This window comes from Bacillus sp. HU-1818 (assembly GCF_022695965.1).
Classification (GTDB): Bacteria; Bacillota; Bacilli; order Bacillales; family Bacillaceae; genus Bacillus; species Bacillus atrophaeus.
On record NZ_JAAPBE010000005.1, the window covers coordinates 88590 to 107979 of the forward strand.

Genomic DNA, 19390 nt, shown 5'->3' on the forward strand with positions numbered 1-19390 from the left:
CGATCTGCCAAAGGCAGCCGCGCTTTATTTTCCCCGTCTCGCGAAATCTACAAAGCGGAATTTATCCAAACGGTGTCTGCTTTCTGTATATTGAAAAAGGGTTGTGTCCTCTAAGAAGACGTAGTTTTTCACGACCACCATATGATCATATCCGTATAGATCAAGATAGTCCCTGTCTTCATCTGTGCACGGCTCAGCGACGATTTCTTTTTGCGCGTAGCTGATGGCAAGCCCAAGCTCCCCTTCAATATATTCGTAAATCGAGTCTTCGCAAATTTCCTTTGTCAGATGCGGGACATGTTTTCTGTAGAAGTAATCCTTGTCCAAGATGACGTGCTCGCCGTCAATCTTTCTCGATCTGATCACTTCCCATACATCCTCATTCGGAAGTGCCTGAAGCTGCTTTTGTATCAGATCAGGCGGAAGAATCAGTCCGAATTTATGGACGGTTGTTTCGGTTTCCTTGCCGAGCGTCTGCGCAAGCTCTTTGAAACTGACAAGGCCTGAGACGGGAAATTGCATTTTTTCTCTGTTCAGAATGACCGAGCCTTTGCCTTTGATCTTCTGAATATAACCGTTTTGCGCAAGCATGTTGAGCGCCTTGCGGACGGTTTCTCTGGATGTATCGTATTGTACGGACAGGTCATTTTCAGACGGGAGAGTCTCCTCCGCCTTCCATTTTTCCCATTCAATTTGCTGTGCGATATCCTTATAAATCGAGATATATTTATTTGCTTTCATTTTTTACCACCCAGAATAGTTTAGCACGGTTTTGTCAGATGATAAACGATGAATTCATATGGGCGGAGCGTGAGCTGTTTTGGGCATCCTTCCCTCATTTCTTCGTCGTTTGTGAGAAGCACCGTATACGTCCATTGCTCAAGCTCAAGCTGCTCAGGACGGGTAAAAACCGCTTCCGTACCGTAAAAGTTATTGATGACGAGCAATTTTTCATTCTCACCGTGCCTTACATACGCAAAAATGTTCGGATCGTCTTTTTCGATCAGTTCGTACTTCCCATCGGTGACAATATCATATTCTTTTCTGATCCGGATCAGTTTTTTGTAATGGTGAAAAATCGAATGTTTGTCCTTGCGTGCGGCTTCGGCGTTGATCTCCCGGTAATTGCCTGCAACCGGTATCCATGGCGTCCCGGTTGTAAAACCCGCATTCGCCTCGCCGTTCCACTGCACAGGGGTTCTGGAATTATCACGGGATTTCTCTCTCAGTATTGCCAGAATCTCCTCTTCCGCCACACCATTTTCCTTCATAAGACGGTACATATTCAGCGATTCCACATCCCGATAAGAGCTTATTTGCTGAAACTTCGGATTCGTCATGCCAAATTCTTCACCTTGGTAAATGTACGGAGTGCCCTGCATCATATGAATCACGGTTGCCAGCATTTTTGCCGATTTTTCCCGATATATTCCGTCATCTCCGTATCTGGAGACAATTCGCGGCTGGTCGTGATTACACCAAAACAAAGCGTTCCAGCCTCCGCCGGCATGCATTTCCGTCTGCCATGCCGACAAAATCTCCTTCAGTTTCAGAAAATCAAACGGAGCCAGCGCCCACTTTTCTCCGTTCGGATAGTCTACTTTTAAATGGTGAAAGTTGAATGTCATATCAAGCTCTTTGCTTGCCGGATTTGTATACCGGACGCAATGATCAACCGATGTAGAAGACATCTCTCCGACGGTCATACTGTCATAATGGGAAAATACTTCTTTGTTCATTTCATGAAGATATTCATGCACCCGAGGTCCGTCTGTATAAAACGAACGCCCATCACTTCCGTTCTCTGCATCAGGAAAACGCCGATCTTTGGAAATCAAATTGATGACATCGAGCCGGAAACCGTCAATGCCCTTTTGAAACCAAAAATGCATCATGTCATATACATGCTTTCTGACTTCTTCATTTTCCCAGTTCAGGTCAGCCTGCGTCACATCAAACAAGTGCAAATAATACTGCCTGCTAAAAGCGTCAAATTTCCATGCGGAGCCTCCGAATTTCGATTCCCAATTAGTCGGAGCCGAGCCGTCTTCCCTCGGGTCCTTCCAAATATAAAAATCACGGTACGGAGAATCCTTTGAGGAAGCGGCGTCCTTAAACCATTGATGCTCAACTGAGGTATGGTTCACAACAAGATCCATCACAACCTTGATGCCTCTATTGTGCGCTTCATCTAATAAGCGTTCAAAATCTTCCATTGTACCGTAGTCCTTATAAATGCTGTAATAATCCCTTATATCATAACCGTTATCATACTGCGGAGAGTCATAAACAGGCGTCAGCCATATGACATCAACAGAAAGCTCCTTCAAATAATCAAGCTTCTCTATCACACCATTCAAATCGCCAATGCCGTTTCCTGTCGTATCGTTAAAACTTTTCGGATAAATTTGATAAACCACGGCTTTTTTCCACCATGGCTGTTGCGTTGTTTTCATATTCAGCACCACCACTATTTTTTTCTATTGAAAGGGGAAAAGGGACTGCTGTATATGCGTCCCGCTCCCGTTCTATTATTATTTTCGCTTCAATCTTGCGTAGGCGTATGTGCCCGCAAACGGCACGATCAGCACAATCGCCATTCCGATCGCAAACGCACCCCAGTACTGGCTCATGATGGAGAAGATCCCCGGCACGCCGCCAACGCCGACTGAACTTGCCAATACACCTTGTGTAGAAATGTACATGCCGGCCAGCCCTGAGCTGATCATGGCGATGATAAACGGGAATCTGTAACGGAGATTCACCCCGAATATCGCCGGCTCCGTAATGCCGAGATAGGCAGAAATCCCTGAAGTTAATGAAAGTCCTTTTTGTTTCTCATCCTTGACGATAAACATCATCGCTAACGCAGCTGAGCCTTGTGCGATATTAGAAAGCGCAAGCATCGGCCATAAGAACGTGCCGCCGAGCTTGGAACCGATCAGCTGAAGATCGACTGCTAAGAACGTGTGATGCATTCCTGTAATAACAAGGGCCGAGTATAACCCGCCATACAACAGACCGCCAAGCGCGGAGAATGATCCGAAAACCGCAATGAGTCCTGATGTCAATACATTGCCGATCGCAAAAGTAATCGGTCCAATAATGATAAAGGAAGCAAATCCGATGACAAGCAGAGTGATAGGCGCTACAACCAATAGCTGTATGCCCTCAGGTGTGCGTTTTGTTAAAAACAGCTCCAGCTTCGCCAATAAATAGGAAGCAAGCAGGATCGGAAGCACTTGCCCCTGATAGCCGACCTTTTGCACTTCTAAGCCGAATAAATTCCAGACCGGAATCTCGCCGCTTTGCTCTGCCGCACCGTAGCCCCACGCGTTCAACAAATCCGGATGCACAAGCATTACGCCAAGCACAATGCCGAGCAGAGGATTGCCCCCAAACCGCTTCACCGCCGACCATCCGATTAAAGCAGGCAGAAAAGTAAAGGCCGTCCCCGCAATCAAGTTAATCATATTCGCAAGATCCGCCCACTGCGGATAGACTTGAACAATTGATTTTGAGCTGAAGAAAATGCCCTCAGCGGTTAAAATGTTGTTGATCCCCATTAGCAAACCCGCTGTAACAATCGCAGGCAGAATCGGGATAAAAATATCAGCAAGCGTTTTCACAGCACGCTGCAAAGGATTCATGTTTTTTTCTGAAGCTTTCTTTACCTCATCCTTTGACGACTCACCGATTCCCGTTTCCTTCACCAGTTCCGCATATACTTTATTGACTGTTCCCTGGCCGATGACCACCTGAAACTGGCCGTTTGTTGAAAAAGATCCCTTTACCACATCAATTTGATCAAGCACCTCTTGATCAACCTTGCTATCATCCAGTAACGCAAACCGTAAACGTGTAACACAATGAGTCGCCGCTGCTATATTTTCTCTTCCGCCGACAGCATCGACAATCTGCTGTACAGATCTAGTAAGCTCACCCATGCCAACCCCTCCGTAACCGTTTTCATTTCTATTGATAAACTTGTATATACATGTTATGAATCTATTGTATTCTTGTATATACATGTAGTCAACAACTTTTTATAGCGCTTTCATACCAGAATCGTGCCAAAAGACCTTTACACAAAAAAAGCCCTGAATATCAGGACTTTACGACTTTCTCAGATGATTTTGCTTTTTTTATATCCCGTAAATAAAACTGTTCGGATTGAAAAAATTCGTCAAATAAGGCGCGGACTTTCTTACTTAATAGAAGCAACGCGATAATATTAGGCAGAAGAATGCCGCACAGCGCAAGATCAAGAAAACCCCAAATCAGCTTCGCGCCGCCGACTGCACCCACAATGATGGCTGCTAAATAAACAGCTTTCATCACGGGGCCTGCTTTTAAGCCGAATAAAAATTCTGCCTGTTTGGCTCCGTAAAAAATCAAAACCAATATCGTTGAGACCACAAAGAATACAAGAGACACAGCAACCAAATACCCGCCAAAAGCGCCGAAATAATGTTCAAAGGCTGCTGCTGTCAAAGAAGAAGGATCAGACGCTGCATTCTCTTTCGTCCATACCCCTGACGACACCACGACAAACGCTGTCACCGTACAAATGATTAGTGTATCAATGACAATTCCGATAATCGACCAGAAACCCTGTCTGACAGGATGATCGGTCATCGCCGCGGCGTGGGCAATCGGAGCCGTTCCCATTCCCGCTTCGTTGGAATAAAGCCCCCTGGCGAAACCCCAGCGGATCGTTTCCGCCAATGCGGCGCCGCCAAAACCGCCGACAGCGGCAGAAGGCTGAAACGCGTCAGAAAATACCAGTGAAAAAAATGCAGGAATACTCGAGCCGTTCGTTACCATAATCCATACGCCCGCTCCTATGTAAATTCCCGCCATCAGCGGTACGAAGCACTCCGTCACTTTCCCGATTCTTGTAATCCCGCCAAGCACGACGAATCCAACAATAACAGCCATGACAATGCCTACAGCCCATTTATTAAAGGAAAAGGTTAAGGCAAGCGATGAAGAAACGGAATTCCCTTGCACCATAATACTTGGAATCAACTCCACAATAAGTGCCACTGAAAAGAAGACGCCAAGCCATTTCATCTTTAACCCTTTTGTTATGTAATACATCGGTCCCCCGACAAATTCGCCCTGTTCATTTTTTTCTCTATAATGAACGGCAAGCACGCTTTCCGAAAACTTAATCGCCATGGCAAACAGAGCGATCAGCCACATCCAAAAGACTGCTCCCGGCCCGCCGAACATAATGGCTGCCGGCACACCGACAATATTAGCGGCCCCGATAGTCGAGCTTAGAGCCGACGTCAATGCCTGCAGCGGCGTGACCGTCCCCTCTCCTTTCGGCTCTTTTCCTACACTGCCGATCGTTTGTTTGAAAATATATAACGGATAACGAAACTGAAAAAATTTCAGTAAAATCGTAAAATACAGTCCTGTCCCCGTCAGCAATATAATCAGAGGAGGGCCCCACATCCAGTCGGATACACGTTCCACCCATTGCAATAACTGATCCATCCCATCACCCTTTTTTTCATTTATGGGTCATTACCACAATAGGAAGAAAGTAAACGTTGTTTGGCGTTTTTCAGGAACTGATTGAAATGACTACCGTCCCAGCTTGTCATCCACCTTGCTTTTATAAAAGGCAGAAGCCGGCTTGGCAAACATGCCTTTTTTGCTGATCAGCTTGTCGAGTCTGAGCTGTTTTTCCGTTTTCGTCCTGATTAATTGCTTTCGCTCTTCTTCGTCATAGCATTTGGCTATCAACTGGTTAATGGTCATCAGCTCTTTTTTGAGCGCGCCTTCGCCTTCTGCCATTCCGGCATTTTTCAAGATGCGGTATCCCATTCTGAGCGATTCCGGCAAGTGGGCTGCGTCATCCTTTGGAAGCGGCTTTCCCATCCCCGGCAGGCTTTTAAATTCTCCTTCTTGAATGGCGCGTTTGATTTTATCCTCAGCCACAATTTGCGCAAAATCCATGATCCCGCTCCTTTTTCATTTATTGTTTCTATTTTACCATATGCGTGCATACCAACCCATATCCATCCATATTTACAAATAAACAACACCGCAAGAAAAGCCGGAAAAACCTATGATAAACGTTGGTTCGCCAGTGTTTTTCGGCACTTTATCCATAAACCGTTTTTCACTTTTCTAATCGCCGGATTCATGGTATATTTAATTACGTTCGTTTTTTCTATCGTTCCGCCTTGAACTGTGATCGGGAAAAAGGAGTGTAACAATGAAAAAATTTATAAAAGAAAAAGGACTGGCCTTCTTCTTGGTTGCCGCCGTCCTCTTATGGATCAAAACGTATGTCGCTTATGTTCTGAACTTCAATTTGGGAATTGACAACATGATCCAAAAAATATTGCTTTTTGTGAATCCGCTCAGCTCCAGCCTGTTCTTTCTTGGATTTGGACTCTTATTCAAGAAAAGATTACAGCAGACAGCCATTATAGTGATTCATTTTTTAATGTCTTTTTTACTGTACGCAAACATTGTGTATTACAGATTCTTTAATGATTTTATTACCATTCCCGTTATTATGCAGGCTAAAACAAACGGAGGGCAGCTTGGAGACAGCGCCTTTTCGCTGATGAGCCCGACTGACGTTTTCTATTTTATTGATACGGTCATTTTGATTATTTTGGCCCTCAAGGTCAATAAGCCTGCCGAAACAACGTCGAATAAAAAATCTTTCCGCATTGTCCTTGCCTCTGCCGTGCTGGTTTTCTTAATCAACCTTGCCGTGGCTGAATCGGACCGTCCTGAATTGCTGACAAGATCATTCGACCGCAACTATCTCGTCAAATATCTGGGGACCTATAACTTTACGATTTATGACGCCGTGCAAAATGTGAAATCAAACAGCCAGCGTGTACTTGCGGATTCAAGCGATGTAACGGACGTTGAAAACTATATGAAGGCCAACTATGACGTGCCGAATAATGTGTACTTCGGCAAAGCGGAAGGCAAAAATGTGATTTACGTGTCTTTAGAATCGCTGCAGTCATTTATCATTGACTACAAAATTAACGGTAAGGAAGTCACGCCGTTTTTAAACAAACTGGCACACGATAACGAAACGTTCTACTTTGATAACTTTTTCCACCAAACGGGACAAGGCAAAACCTCTGATGCAGAGTTTATGATGGAAAACTCTCTGTATCCATTGTCTCAAGGATCGGTATTTGTAAACAAAGCGCAAAACACGCTTCAATCGGTTCCTGCCATTCTGAAATCTCAAGACTACACGTCTGCAGCTTTCCATGGCAATACGCAAACCTTCTGGAACCGGAATGAAATGTACAAAGCGGAAGGCATTGATAAGTTTTTCGATTCCGCTTACTATGACATGAGTGAAGAAAACATTAAAAACTACGGTATGAAAGATAAACCGTATTTCAAAGAATCCATGCCGCTTTTGGAAAGCTTACAAGAACCGTTCTATACGAAGTTCATTACGCTGTCCAACCATTTCCCATTCGGAATGGATAAAGAGGATACAGACTTCCCGGCCGGAGACTTTGGCGATTCTGTCGTCAACAATTACTTCCAGTCCGCGAATTACCTTGACCAGTCGATTGAGCAGTTCTTTAATGATCTGAAAAAAGACGGTCTGTACGATAAATCCATTATTGTGATGTACGGAGACCATTACGGCATCTCTGAAAACCACAATACAGCAATGGCAAAAGTACTCGGCAAAGACGAAATCACCGATTATGATAATGCTCAGCTTCAGCGGGTTCCATTATTTATTCACGCTGCGGGCGTAAAAGGTGAGAAAGTTCATAAATACGCCGGTGATGTCGATGTGGCTCCGACTGTTCTTCATTTACTCGGAGTGGATACGAAGGATTATCTGATGTCAGGCTCTGATATCTTATCGAAAGAGCACCGTGAAGTGATTCCGTTCCGAAACGGTGACTTTATTTCTCCTAAGTACACGAAAATATCCGGTAAATATTATGATACAAAGACCGGAGAGCTTCTGGAAGAATCTGAAGTCGATAAGAAAGAAGACTCGCTTGTCAAAAAAGAACTCGAAATGTCCGATAAAATCATAAACGGCGATTTGCTGCGTTTCTATACACCGAAAGGTTTCGAAAAAGTGAACCCGTCCGACTATGATTATACGAAGCATGATGAATCTGAAACAACTTCATCAGACGATAAAGACAAATAAAAAAGTGGAGAGGGCAGCCTCTCCGCTTTTTTTTATTTCATCAATCTTTTACCGCAGCTTTTAATTCTTCCGCTGCAAATTCCACATTCGGCCCGATGATAACTTGCACCGAGTTGCTGCCAGCTTTCACAACGCCTTTTGCTCCCGCTTTTTTGAGCAGGGCCTCATCTATCAACGACGTGCTGTTGACAGTCAGCCGAAGCCTTGTCGCACAGTGGTCGATGGTTTGAAGATTCGTTTTTCCGCCCAGGCCCCTCAGCATAAGGTTGTCATTGACGGAATTCGCTGTGTCCTCATCCAGCACTTCATCCGGATCATCATCTTCCCGTCCAGGTGTTTTCAAGTTCAATACTCTGATCAGCACATAAAAGACGACAAAGTATAAAACAGCGTAACACAACCCGACCACTAGCAAAAGCAGCGGTTTTTCCGCTATTCCGTAGCTGGCCAAATAATCAATGCCTCCGGCAGAAAAAGTAAACCCGGACCGTATTCCAAGAACATTTACGATAAATAAGGACAATCCCGTTAATATGGCATGAACAACATATAACAGCGGTGATAAAAACATAAAGGAAAATTCAATCGGCTCTGTAATTCCCGTAATGAAAGCGGTCAGCGCTAATCCAATCATCATGCCTGCTGTCGCTTTCCGTTTTTCAGGCTTAGCAGTTACAATCATCGCAAAACAAGCCGCGGGCAGACCGAACATCATAATCGGGAAAAACCCGGTCATGTATGTGCCTGCTGTCGGGTCCTTGGCAAAGAATCGCGCCAAATCGCCTGTGACTCCATTAAATTCACCAAACTGGAACCAGAAAATATTATTCAGCACATGATGCAGCCCCATCGGAATCAGCAGCCTGTTAAACACACCGAATATTCCCGCCCCGACTCCGCCGAGTCCAAGCATCCATTCCCCAAATTCATTGATTGCCGACTGAATCGGAGGCCATACAAAACCGAATATTCCTGCCAGTATAACCGTCACGATAGCGGTTACAATTGGAACCAGACGCCTGCCGCTGAAAAACCCAAGGTATTCCGGCAGCTTCGTATCCTTAAAGCGGTTATACGTATAACCCGCAATTAAACCGGCGATAATTCCTCCAAACACCGCCATGTTGTTCGTTTTATCAATCGCTTTTGTCGCGGCATCCAGCATAACATAGGATATCGCACCCGATAAGGCCGCCGCTCCATTGCTGTCTTTGGCAATGCCGATAGCTATCCCGATCGCAAAAACAAGCGGCAAATGAGCAAAAACCGCTGACCCCGCTTGATACACAAATGGGATATTAAACAAATCCTCTCTCCCTATCGCAAGGATAATCCCGACTGCGGGCAGCACCGCAATCGGGAGCATAAATGATTTCCCGAGTTTTTGCAAAAACTGAAGCATAACACCCATCCCCCTCTAACCCTTTTTTTCAAATATACCACATAAGATAACTAGTTATCTATACCAATTTTCCTGTATCACTTTCATATTTACCAGGCCGGCGTGTTTCCTATTTTTGAACCAGTTGTGGTAAGCTTAAATAAGATTATGTAAAAAGAAAGCGGGAATGAAGATGATTGTAACAAACGATCAAGAATTAGAAGGCCTTAAAAAAATTGGCCGAATCGTTGCCTTGGCACGAGAAGAAATGAAGCAAAAAGCAGAGCCCGGGATGAGCACAAAAGATCTTGACCTGATCGGTAAAGCGGTGCTTGATGAACATGGGGCCGTGTCAGCTCCGGAAAAGGAATATGATTTTCCCGGTGTGACATGCATCAGTGTAAATGACGAAGTGGCTCATGGCATTCCGAGCACATCGACCATTTTAAAAGCGGGCGATCTGGTTAACATTGATATCTCCGCTGAATTCGGCGGCTTTTACTCGGATACCGGCATTTCCTTTGTTCTCGGTGAAGGAGAAGAACGCCTCCATAAGCTTTGCCAATGCGCTGAAGACGCCTTTCAAAAAGGGCTCCAGCAGGCCAAAGCGGGCAAGCGCCAAAACCAGATCGGAAGAGCCGTATATCATGAAGCCCGTTCTCAAGGCTTTACCGTCATTAAAACACTGACGGGCCACGGTATCGGCAGAAGCCTGCATGAAGAGCCGAATCACATCATGAATTATTATGATCCGTTTGATAACGCCCTTTTCAAAAATGGCACGGTGATTGCGCTCGAACCGTTTATCTCAACGAAAGCAGAAACCATTGTTGAGAGCGGAGACGGCTGGACCTTTAAGACACCTGACAAAAGTCTAGTCGCCCAAGTTGAGCATACGATCGTGATTACGAAAGACAAACCGATTATCTTAACAATGCTGTAAAAACAGGTCGACATCCGGCATGTTTATCCCCCTTCAAGAACAGGTAAAACAATACTATCGGCGAAGGAGGGATAGTCATCAACAGAGATAAAGAAAAAATCCAAATCGAAAACGAAATGCATGCAATGCACGGAACAGATAAAAAGGACATTTTAAAAGACTTTGAAGAATTTAAAGCTTATTTGAAAAAACAAGTGGACCTAGGAAAGAAATTCGGATTAGATGATGGAAAAATCATCAAAAGCGCCGCCATCCTCGGGGACTATCTCGCCAAACACGAGGGGCCGCAAAACGGAGAAGAAATGCTTCTGCAAGAGTTGTGGCGAGTGGCAGACGAGGATGAAAAGCAGCGTTTGGCCCAGCTTCTTGTCAAGCTGGTTGATACAGAATAATAGGCTGCCGGGCACAGTACAGTGCCCGGCATTTTTAGTGTACGCCCCGGGCTCAAGGCTGTCCATTATGGTACACTATACATGATGTTGTGAAAGGAGCCAGTCCGCATGTGGTTTATTATTTTTGGGATCATTTTTTTCATTGAGAGCATCATCCTGACCTTTTTTGGAATCAAGAAAAAAAACGGGATGCTGATCTATATCGGAATCGTGTTCGGCATTATGACGCTTGGCATCGTGCTTTTAAAATTGACCGGCCATTAAAGCATGAAGCGCTTGTCCTTTACATATACATGTTAGAGAACTTCACACTTCTAGACCGAAAGACTCAGTTTGCCAAACACCCCTTTTCAACGTCTTTTTATAGATGTTACAATGCCAAAAGTTTGGTAAAAAAACTGAACAAACTCTCCTGTGCAGGAGATGGGAAAGGAGTTTTCTGACATGCATTATGGCAGTAAAGGCTGGTATGTAGAAGAATTAAAAAAACACGGTGTAACACACTATGAAGGAAGAAAGCTTCAAAGCTTTAAAACCTATTTTCTTGCCAACTTGCTTGAAACGAGAAAAAGCCAACAATCCTAACGTTTAAAAGCCGCGCACATTGAGTGCCCGGCTTTTTTTGCGGTCAAGCTTGCAGCAGTCTGTCCCGTTTCTTGATAAAAGATGTTCTCCAGCTTTCTGACAGTGTGTTCTCACGCAGGATCGCTTCAATCGCCGTCAGATTTTTTGCGTCATGGTATTTTACTTGGTTCGCATACGAAATTGAAATCTTTTGCGCGCCGCGGGACAGCAATTCCAGCTCAGCGCCCGGCGAGACGTTCCCTTCCTCGAGCACTCTGAAATAAAAGCCTGTATATCCCGTTTTCTGAACTTGAAGCACCATATCCTTCACACCGTATTTCTTCGCAAGCTTCACACAGGGCTGGCGCGGCTGGCTGACCTGAACAATCGCTTCGTCTAGCTGATACACATCTCCGATCCAGACGTCCCGCTCCGTCAGTCCTTTTACCGTCAGGTTTTCGCCAAACGCCGCTTCCGGCAGTTGTCTTGCCAGGGCGTTCTCCCAATATGGATAATGCTCGGACGGGTATACACAAACCGCTTTATCACGGCCGCCGTGATTGACTAGGTCGGCTTGTCCGTCTCCTGCAAAATTCTCACGGTACAGCATGACAGCCGACTCTGCCGGGCGCTTCACAATCCCGGTTTTCACTTTTCCCCCTTCAAATTCATAGGTTTGCGGTTTGCCGATATTAATAGAAAGAATGGGAAAACGCGTTGAATTCATATAAACACATCCTTTGCAGTGATAGGAACCATTCGATTATCATAATAAGAAAAGGTGGTTTTGACATGCTCCAATATCGAATCATTGCAGACGGTCGGGTCCAAGGTGTGGGTTTCCGCTACTTTGTTCAATCAGAAGCGGATCGCTACAAGTTGGCCGGCTGGGTGAAAAACCGGGATGACGGCCGGGTCGAGATTCTGGCGGAAGGTTCCGAAGAATCCTTGAAGCCTTTTCTGAACGCTGTCAAAAAGGGCAGCCCTTTTTCAGAAGTCACAAACGTCTCTGTTTCAGAATCGCGCACCCTTGAAGGCCATCACAAGTTTTCCATCATTTATTGATAAGGCTTATCTTGGTAGAAATAATTCGGTTTGACGATCGTGTTGTCATAGCAACGGTGAAAAATATGAGTGGAAGCGGGAGATATCGGCGGAATCAGCCACGTCCAATCTCCCGTCAGCTTCCTGCCAGCCTCTTCTTCCTGTTCTTCAAATCGTTTAAATTGGCTTGCGGCTGTATGATGGTCGACAATACTCACCCCGTGTTTTTTGTAAGAATAAAGCACGGCTTTGTTCAATTCCACAAGCGCCTGATCCTTCCACAGATCGGTATTAAAATCAGCGGCAATTCCCATGATGGAGGCGATTTTTTTCAGCATATCATATCTCTTTTCATCAGCGAGGTTCCTTGCTCCGATCTCCGTTCCCATGTACCAGCCGTTGAACGGAGCGGCGTTGTAATGAATGCCGCCGATTTCAAGCTTCATATCCGAAATAATCGGCACACCATACCACTTCAGCTCCAAATCTGAGAACGACTCTATTTCGGGGTGCGAGAGCGGCACCTCTATGACGAGCGAACGGGGCAGCTCATACCAAACCGGATGCGCCTCACCCTTCAAGCGGAAGACGATCGGCAGCAAATCAAAGTCGGTTCGCTCCCCGCGCCAGCCGAGCTTCTCACATGCAGCCGTCAGGGAAGCGGATGCCGGGTCACCGATTCTTCCGTCTTCGGATTCATATCCGGCATAGCGGATTAACTGATGATTCCAGATTTCAATCTGTTTTTCTCCTTGGTACTCTGGAGGAAAAATCGTAATTGTCGGTTTGATTTTCCCGTTATTTGTTGCGGTATCAATATGTTGGAATAATGCGTCACGCACCTCTTCCTTCGTCCGGACATCCCGCCTGTCAATGACGTTCAGCGAGTTCCAAAACAAACGGCCGATGCAGCGGTTGCTGTTTCTCCATGCCATCTTTGCCCCGTGTTCCAGCTCTTCTCTTGTATGTACATAACTTCCCGTCTGATCAATCTCGTTCTTAATGTCCTCAAGACGTTGTTTCGCTTCTTCCCCTCTTTTCCCCAATTCCTGATAGCAAACGGCAATAAACTCTTTCGCTTCGTACCAGAGCATTTCTAGATCTTTCAACAAACTCTCTCCTTCATAACACAATTCATGCTTTTCATTGTATCGTTTTTGTTATGGAACATAAATTGTTTTTTGTATCTTTTGGTAAACAGGGCATAAAAAAACACCCGCTGGGGGTGTTTACGTAATGGCCGACAAACGTTCTGCCAATGCACTCAAGTCTTGGCGATAGTTCCTGCCCGTCATCGGTATGCCGTGTCCTGTCAGCAGCGCTTCCGGCTCGAGCTTCGCAAGCCCTTGAATCGACTCGGATGCCAATGCTGTGTCCATCGTAAAATATGCCGGCGGGCCATGAAGCTCCTGCTTTTGGATGACGACATCGGCCAATGATTCCTGTTCCACCGTGATGACGGCATCACCTGCCAGCAGCACACGGCCGGATTCACGAAATAAAGAAATATGGCCGGGGGTGTGTCCCGGCGTAAACAGCCATTCCCACTCCTCAAGAAATGGAACTGAGCCGTCTTCCGGCAGTGTGTGCACATGGGAAGAGATATTAATGGAGTGACGTGGGAACAGAGGAGACAGCTTTGCGACAAGCCCGCTTTTACTATCTGGCCTGGCCGGCGGATAATCCTCTTGTCCCGTTACATACGGCAGCTCTTTTTCATGAACATAAACCGGGACTTTCCATTGCTCCAATATCTCCTCAATGGCCCCGATATGGTCGAAATGCCCGTGTGTCAGAATAATTGCTTTACATGTACAGTTGTCTCCAAACCTTTGTTTCGCTTCTTTTATAATCATGCCGGCTGATTTCGGCATTCCGGCATCTATTAATACAAACTCATGAGGCTGCGACGGATTTTGAACAAAATACACATTCACAATCTGCACAGTCAGACCATGCACGCCCTTTGCCGCTTCAAACCCCATGCCGCTTCTCACTGATGACAGCGGCATATAAGGATCACTCATTGTTGGCACCTCCGTCATAACGTTGAATGCCATTAGTCTGCGTCTTTTAAATTGAATTTATGTTTATACAATAGAAATCGCGCCGATTAAGAGAGCGCACACCGTCATCACGACGACAGCGAGAACGGCCCATTTCATCGCAAATTTCTGATGTTCATCAATTGATACGCCGACAAGGCCGACTAACAAATGTGTAGATGGAACCAGCGGGCTGAGCATATGAATAGGCTGCCCGATGATGGAGGCTCTTGCGATTTCAACTTTATCCACGCCATAGGCAACAGCCGTTTCGGATAAAATCGGAAGCACCCCGTAGAAATACGCGTCATTTGGCATGAGGAACGTAAATATGCCGCTCGTTAACGCTACAATCACCGGAATAAACCCGCCCATTTGTTCAGGGATCATAGACACCAGGGAAATCGCCATTTCATCGACCATTTTTGTTCCTGTTAAAATACCGGTAAATACACCCGCCGCAAAGATCATTGAACCGATTGCGAGCACATTGCTGGAATGGGCAGAGATGCGTTCTCTTTGATGATCAAGCCTCGGATAGTTCACAATCAAGGCGACACAAAACGCGATAACAAACAGCACAGTCAAATTCACTTTTCCGGAAACTAAAAACCCTATTAATGTAAGCGTTATCAATAAGTTGAACCACCAAAGCTTCGGCCGTTTCCATTCGTCCTCTACTGCGGCTGCCGTTTCGTTCGTATGAGCGGGCTGCTTAAGCTCGATGACGCCGAGACGTTTTCTTTCTATTTTTCCCAGACCATAAGCGACTGCAATCATACAAAGCATCCCGCTTGCTATAACAGGAATCATTGGTCCCGTGAGCTCAGCCGGATCAACTCCCAGCGCGCTCGCCGCTCTTGGTGTCGCACCGCCCCACGGAATCGTATTCATAATCCCCATGCCGACGCCTGCAATACCGGCTAAAATAATCGGCCGGATACCAAGCAGCAAATAAAGCGGAAGCATGGCGCTTGTCGTAATCATATAGGTGGTCGAGCCGTCTCCGTCCAAAGCGACAAGCATGGTAAGCACCGCAGTCCCGACCACGATTTTTAACGGATCGCCTTTGACCAAATTTAATATTTTCGCGACCATGGGATCGAACAATCCTGTATCAATCATAATGCCGAAATATAAAATCGCAAACATAATCATGACCGCAGTGGGCGCCACCTGCTGAATCCCCGATATCATCATGTCGCCGATAGCGTTGAATCTAAACCCGGCAATCAGCGCAAATATAATCGGCGTCAAGACTAATGCCGTCAGAACAGAAAGCCGTTTCGTCATAATCAGCAACATAAACACAAGCATCATAAAAAAGCCTAAGATTGCTAACACAGTATCCCCCCTAGTTATGAATCCGCTTTCATTTCGAAAGGCTCTGCTCCCCTTTGCTTTGCCTTTTTGTCATCTTATGAGAAAAAAATACTAAAGTAAATATTGTGAATTTTATATATTTTTAATTTTTTATAACCTTTTTGTTCATTTTGATCATAAAAAAAGTATTCTGCAAGTTTACAGAATACTCATTGGTCTCCGCTCATGATGTCTTTATAAAACCTTGATTGTTCTTCTAAGAACCGTTTCGTTTCTTGGCTGTTTAAATAGAAGCTTTCCCAGTCCTGCTCCTTTATCTTCCGCTTCCATTCAGCTGATGATGTGACTTTTTTTAACGCCTGATCCCAATATAAAATCTCTTCATCCGACATGTCTTTCGGTCCCATGATACCTCTCCAATGAGAAAAGACAAACGGAATGCCTTGCTCTTTCCAAGTCGGCACGCTGCCAAAGCCGGCGAGCCTTTTTTCTGATGTCACCGCCGCTAATGTGATCTCGCCGGTCCTGTAGTATTTTCTTGCTTCAGATGCCGTCATCGACGCCGCTTCTATCTCATGCCTGATGAGCCCCTGAATCAGTTCTTCGCTGCTGTCATACTGATAAAATTGGATGTCAAAGGGGTCAATGCCGTACATCTCAGCCGCCCTGACGAACGATAGCTGATCATCATTTCCAAGTCCGGGCGCAAAGCCGATTTTGACCTCGCCTGGATGTTGCTTAATATGGCGCAGCAGCTGTTTTCCGTTTTGTATCGCCGACCCTTTTGGCAGGGCGACAGTCTGCCATTCTTTTGCGAGAATGGCTAATGGAGTGAAATCGTCTGGCTTCAGTTTGCTTTGGCCGAGAATGTAATTGCTTAGTATCAAGCTAGATGTCATGCTGATGGTGGGTTTATCCTGTGTGTTCACGTAATTCCAGCCTTTATCACCGCCGCTTCCGGGCTTATACACAATGTGAACGGAATTTCTTACAATGTTTTTTTGCTTGAGCACAGATTGGATAGCCTGTGCTGTTAAATCCCAGCCCCCGGATGGTTCTGCGGGCACGACAATTTCAATCGGCCCGTCGGGCAAACGGGGAGCGGTTTTGTGCCGTATATCCCCTGACAACACGATCAGACTAACGATGAACATAATCCCCAGCTTCTTCATATCTTCCCGTCCTATTCCGCCGCCAGATAATATTTTCTTTCGGGTCTGCCGATAATGCCGTATTCCAATTCGGCGCGCGCTTCTTCCTTAGAGACCAGATACTCGGCATAGCGGCGTGCCGTTGTCCGTGACGCGCCCATTTTTTCTCCCAGCTCTTCAGCCGTCATCCCCTCTTGTGCACCGCGCAGCGTATCTTTTATCTTTTGCAGTGTAATGGAGCTGATCCCGGTGGGTAGTTCCTTGGCTTGCCCAGCTTCTTTCACACTGGTGCTTCCTCCGAAAATATAGTCAATCACAGACTGGCTCACTTCTGTTTGAGACAGCAGCATCTGTCTTTTTTCTTTATACTGCAAAAGCACCTGTTTGAATTTATCTGCGGTTACAGGCTTAATGAGATAATGTGAAATACCCGCCCGGAGTGATTCCTGCAGAAGACGGGTTTCTGTGGCCGCTGTAATGATCATAATATCCACTGCCGGAAAACGGCTTCGAATCACCGGAAGTAATGCTGTTCCCAGTTCATCAGGCATATAAATATCTAAAAGCAGCAGGTCCGCCTTTTGGGCGGCCAAAAGCGACATGGTCTCTTTTGCATTGGCCGCTTTGCCTATGATATTGAATCCATCAAGCTGATCAATCAATCTCTCATGAATTTGCGCTACTCGAAAATCGTCCTCCGCAATCACGATGTTAATCAAATGGATTCCCCCTTTGTTTATTTCTCCTTCGGTATAAATACAGTAAATACCGCCCCGCCGTTTTTTTGATTTGTCAGTTCGACCCATCCGTGGACTTCCTTTACTGATTCCTTAACATTGGCTAACCCATAGCCTCTCTTCATCCCCTTTGAAGAGTATCCCCTTTGAAACACGGTATCCATTTTGTCAGGCGGTACCCCGTCACCTGTATCGGAAACTTCTATCACAATGTCATGCCCGATATCCGTGATGAAAAAAGAGACCTGTCGCATTTTCTTATCAGCCACAGCTTCGAAAGCGTTATCAATTAAGTTTCCGATAATCGTAATCAAATGTGATAAACCGATATGCTCTGGGAGCGGTTCTAACGTGCTGTTTTCATCAATGAAAAGCTTGACCTTTTTTTCAGACGCCTTGCCCATTTTCCCTAATAGAATGGCTTGTACCTGCTGTGAATGAATGTTTTGGAATAAGATATCGTGCTGTTCATTTTGGATAGCGTATTCTTCTTTAATCAGATCGATCGCCTCTTCATACTCACCAAGTTCAAGAAGTCCCAATATCGCATAGAGCTTGTTTGAAAATTCATGTGTTTGCGCCCGGAGATCTTCTGAGTATTTTCGCACCTCTGTCAGGGCATCAATCAGCTTTTTCAGTTCTGTTTTTTCCCGGAAGCTCACGACAATCCCGTATGCTTGTCCGCCTTGTGTCATGATCTTTGTATTTAAGATAAAGACTTGATCATTGACACAGACCTCCTGATTTAGCAGCATCTTTTTTTGATGAAGGACAGACATCAGCCCGGCTCCAGGCATCACCTCATCAATAGGACAATGAATGACCGGCTCGGGAAGCTTGAGCATCTCGGCTGCCGATAAGTTCATCATCGTGACGACACCTTCACGATTGGTGGCGATGATTCCTTCCTTAATCGCACGAAGCATCGCATTCCGTTCCCGGTAAAGAGAGGCGATTTCCTGAGGTTCAAGACCAAGCGTATCCTTTCTGATGCTTTTGGCGAGCGCGGCGGCACCCCCAAAACCTAACAGCAAAACGAGCACTGCCATATAGCTTAAGTCGCGTAAGTGATCTTTAATTCCTTGTTCGGTTTCATTTTGCAAGAAATCAACAGACACACTGCCAATAATCTGGCTATGTCCCTTATGCTCTTGCATAATGGGCGCACTTCCTCTGATCACTTTGCGGTCATCGTCTTTTGTTCCGGATACGTGAGATCCCCCGAATAATATCGCTCTGCTAGGGGTCAGCCTTGTTTTTCCGCTGTTTTCTGAAGTTGTTTTGATTTCTCCTTTTTCATCCAATACATAAATCGCATAGGCGCCGGTCTGTTCTTTCATTTGCTCAATGACCTCTTGTGCCTCTTTCATCCTATTGCCTTCTGTTTGTATGGATTCCTTAATCGGGGGCATATACGAAATGGTTCGCGCCGTCTGGACCGCGAGCTGTTCTCCCTGTTTTTGGCCTTCCTTTGTTTGCTGAACAGCAAACGTAACCGTCAGCACCCCGATCACAAACATAAGCAGCACCGCAATCAAACCCATAATTTTTGTTTGCAGAGAAAAGTTGAACCGCTTTTTGACCACAGACACCAGCCGTCCTTTCTACCTAAAATGATACCATTT

Annotated in this window: 19 protein-coding genes and 1 pseudogene; 6 read left to right on the forward strand and 14 right to left on the reverse strand. The window is 45.6% G+C overall.

Features of this window, described 5'->3' with window-relative positions; all coding sequences use genetic code 11:
• Nucleotides 1-24: 24 nt before the first annotated feature.
• The 6 genes from treR to GXP75_RS17700 all read right to left on the reverse strand — a co-directional run bounded on the left by treR (nucleotide 25) and on the right by GXP75_RS17700 (nucleotide 6236).
• Nucleotides 25-741, reverse strand: a complete 717-nt coding sequence (treR, locus tag GXP75_RS17675; protein WP_242557437.1) for a trehalose operon repressor — start codon at nucleotides 739-741, stop codon at nucleotides 25-27.
• Nucleotides 742-761: 20 nt separating this feature from the next.
• Nucleotides 762-2456, reverse strand: coding sequence for an alpha,alpha-phosphotrehalase (gene treC, locus GXP75_RS17680; protein ID WP_242557438.1), 1695 nt, complete (start codon nucleotides 2454-2456; stop codon nucleotides 762-764).
• A 78-nt stretch (nucleotides 2457-2534) separates the two neighbouring features.
• A complete protein-coding gene (gene treP, locus GXP75_RS17685) occupies nucleotides 2535-3947 on the reverse strand; it encodes a PTS system trehalose-specific EIIBC component (protein ID WP_242557439.1) in 1413 nt (470 codons plus the stop codon).
• Nucleotides 3948-4107: 160 nt separating this feature from the next.
• The gene (locus GXP75_RS17690; protein WP_061573335.1) at nucleotides 4108-5508 is read right to left on the reverse strand and encodes an alanine/glycine:cation symporter family protein; all 1401 of its coding nucleotides are present in this window, start codon (nucleotides 5506-5508) and stop codon (nucleotides 4108-4110) included.
• Nucleotides 5509-5598: 90 nt separating this feature from the next.
• Nucleotides 5599-5973 (reverse strand): DnaJ family domain-containing protein, encoded by a 375-nt coding sequence (locus tag GXP75_RS17695; protein WP_242557440.1) that lies wholly within the window; start codon nucleotides 5971-5973, stop codon nucleotides 5599-5601.
• Nucleotides 5974-6083: 110 nt separating this feature from the next.
• The gene (locus tag GXP75_RS17700; protein ID WP_242557441.1) at nucleotides 6084-6236 is read right to left on the reverse strand and encodes a hypothetical protein; all 153 of its coding nucleotides are present in this window, start codon (nucleotides 6234-6236) and stop codon (nucleotides 6084-6086) included.
• Between GXP75_RS17700 and ltaS the strand changes: the two genes are divergently transcribed.
• Entirely contained in the window at nucleotides 6236-8185 is a 1950-nt protein-coding gene (ltaS, locus tag GXP75_RS17705) for a lipoteichoic acid synthase (RefSeq protein ID WP_003328630.1), read from the forward strand. The two genes, GXP75_RS17700 and ltaS, sit on opposite strands and share 1 nt — an antisense overlap.
• A gap of 40 nt (nucleotides 8186-8225) precedes the next feature.
• On the opposite strand, the gene nagE is transcribed toward ltaS, so the two are convergent.
• Nucleotides 8226-9587, reverse strand: coding sequence for an N-acetylglucosamine-specific PTS transporter subunit IIBC (gene nagE / locus GXP75_RS17710; RefSeq protein ID WP_214916935.1), 1362 nt, complete (start codon nucleotides 9585-9587; stop codon nucleotides 8226-8228).
• Nucleotides 9588-9759: 172 nt separating this feature from the next.
• On the opposite strand from nagE, the gene map reads away from it, so the two are divergent.
• The 4 genes from map (at nucleotide 9760) to GXP75_RS17730 (ending at nucleotide 11486) form a co-directional block, all read left to right on the forward strand.
• The gene (map, locus tag GXP75_RS17715; protein ID WP_061573332.1) at nucleotides 9760-10509 is read left to right on the forward strand and encodes a type I methionyl aminopeptidase; all 750 of its coding nucleotides are present in this window, start codon (nucleotides 9760-9762) and stop codon (nucleotides 10507-10509) included.
• Between the two features lie 77 nt (nucleotides 10510-10586).
• A complete protein-coding gene (locus tag GXP75_RS17720) occupies nucleotides 10587-10901 on the forward strand; it encodes a DUF3243 domain-containing protein (RefSeq protein WP_242557572.1) in 315 nt (104 codons plus the stop codon).
• A gap of 108 nt (nucleotides 10902-11009) precedes the next feature.
• Nucleotides 11010-11165 (forward strand): hypothetical protein, encoded by a 156-nt coding sequence (locus tag GXP75_RS17725; RefSeq protein WP_003328625.1) that lies wholly within the window; start codon nucleotides 11010-11012, stop codon nucleotides 11163-11165.
• Between the two features lie 180 nt (nucleotides 11166-11345).
• Nucleotides 11346-11486, forward strand: coding sequence for a YflJ family protein (locus tag GXP75_RS17730; protein ID WP_003328624.1), 141 nt, complete (start codon nucleotides 11346-11348; stop codon nucleotides 11484-11486).
• Between the two features lie 43 nt (nucleotides 11487-11529).
• On the opposite strand, the gene GXP75_RS17735 is transcribed toward GXP75_RS17730, so the two are convergent.
• A complete protein-coding gene (locus GXP75_RS17735) occupies nucleotides 11530-12192 on the reverse strand; it encodes an MOSC domain-containing protein (RefSeq protein WP_242557442.1) in 663 nt (220 codons plus the stop codon).
• Nucleotides 12193-12257: 65 nt separating this feature from the next.
• Between GXP75_RS17735 and GXP75_RS17740 the strand changes: the two genes are divergently transcribed.
• Complete coding sequence (locus GXP75_RS17740) at nucleotides 12258-12530, forward strand: acylphosphatase (RefSeq protein ID WP_003328622.1); 273 nt, start codon at nucleotides 12258-12260, stop codon at nucleotides 12528-12530.
• Here the strand turns inward: GXP75_RS17740 and nosA are convergent.
• The 6 genes and pseudogenes from nosA to GXP75_RS17770 form a co-directional block, all read right to left on the reverse strand.
• A complete protein-coding gene (gene nosA, locus GXP75_RS17745; protein WP_395940588.1) occupies nucleotides 12524-13603 on the reverse strand; it encodes a nitric oxide synthase in 1080 nt (359 codons plus the stop codon). The genes GXP75_RS17740 and nosA overlap by 7 nt on opposite strands.
• 135 nt (nucleotides 13604-13738) lie before the next feature.
• A complete protein-coding gene (locus tag GXP75_RS17750) occupies nucleotides 13739-14536 on the reverse strand; it encodes an MBL fold metallo-hydrolase (RefSeq protein ID WP_242557443.1) in 798 nt (265 codons plus the stop codon).
• Between the two features lie 63 nt (nucleotides 14537-14599).
• Nucleotides 14600-15898, reverse strand: a complete 1299-nt coding sequence (citM, locus tag GXP75_RS17755) for an Mg(2+)/citrate complex secondary transporter CitM (RefSeq protein WP_214916928.1) — start codon at nucleotides 15896-15898, stop codon at nucleotides 14600-14602.
• 188 nt (nucleotides 15899-16086) lie between these two features.
• A complete protein-coding gene (locus GXP75_RS17760; RefSeq protein ID WP_061573326.1) occupies nucleotides 16087-17049 on the reverse strand; it encodes a tripartite tricarboxylate transporter substrate binding protein in 963 nt (320 codons plus the stop codon).
• Between the two features lie 11 nt (nucleotides 17050-17060).
• Complete coding sequence (locus GXP75_RS17765) at nucleotides 17061-17747, reverse strand: response regulator (protein WP_214916925.1); 687 nt, start codon at nucleotides 17745-17747, stop codon at nucleotides 17061-17063.
• Nucleotides 17740-19351, reverse strand: a pseudogene (locus GXP75_RS17770) (sensor histidine kinase). The gene GXP75_RS17765 and the pseudogene GXP75_RS17770 overlap by 8 nt, the downstream one beginning before the upstream one ends.
• Nucleotides 19352-19390 lie beyond the last annotated feature (39 nt).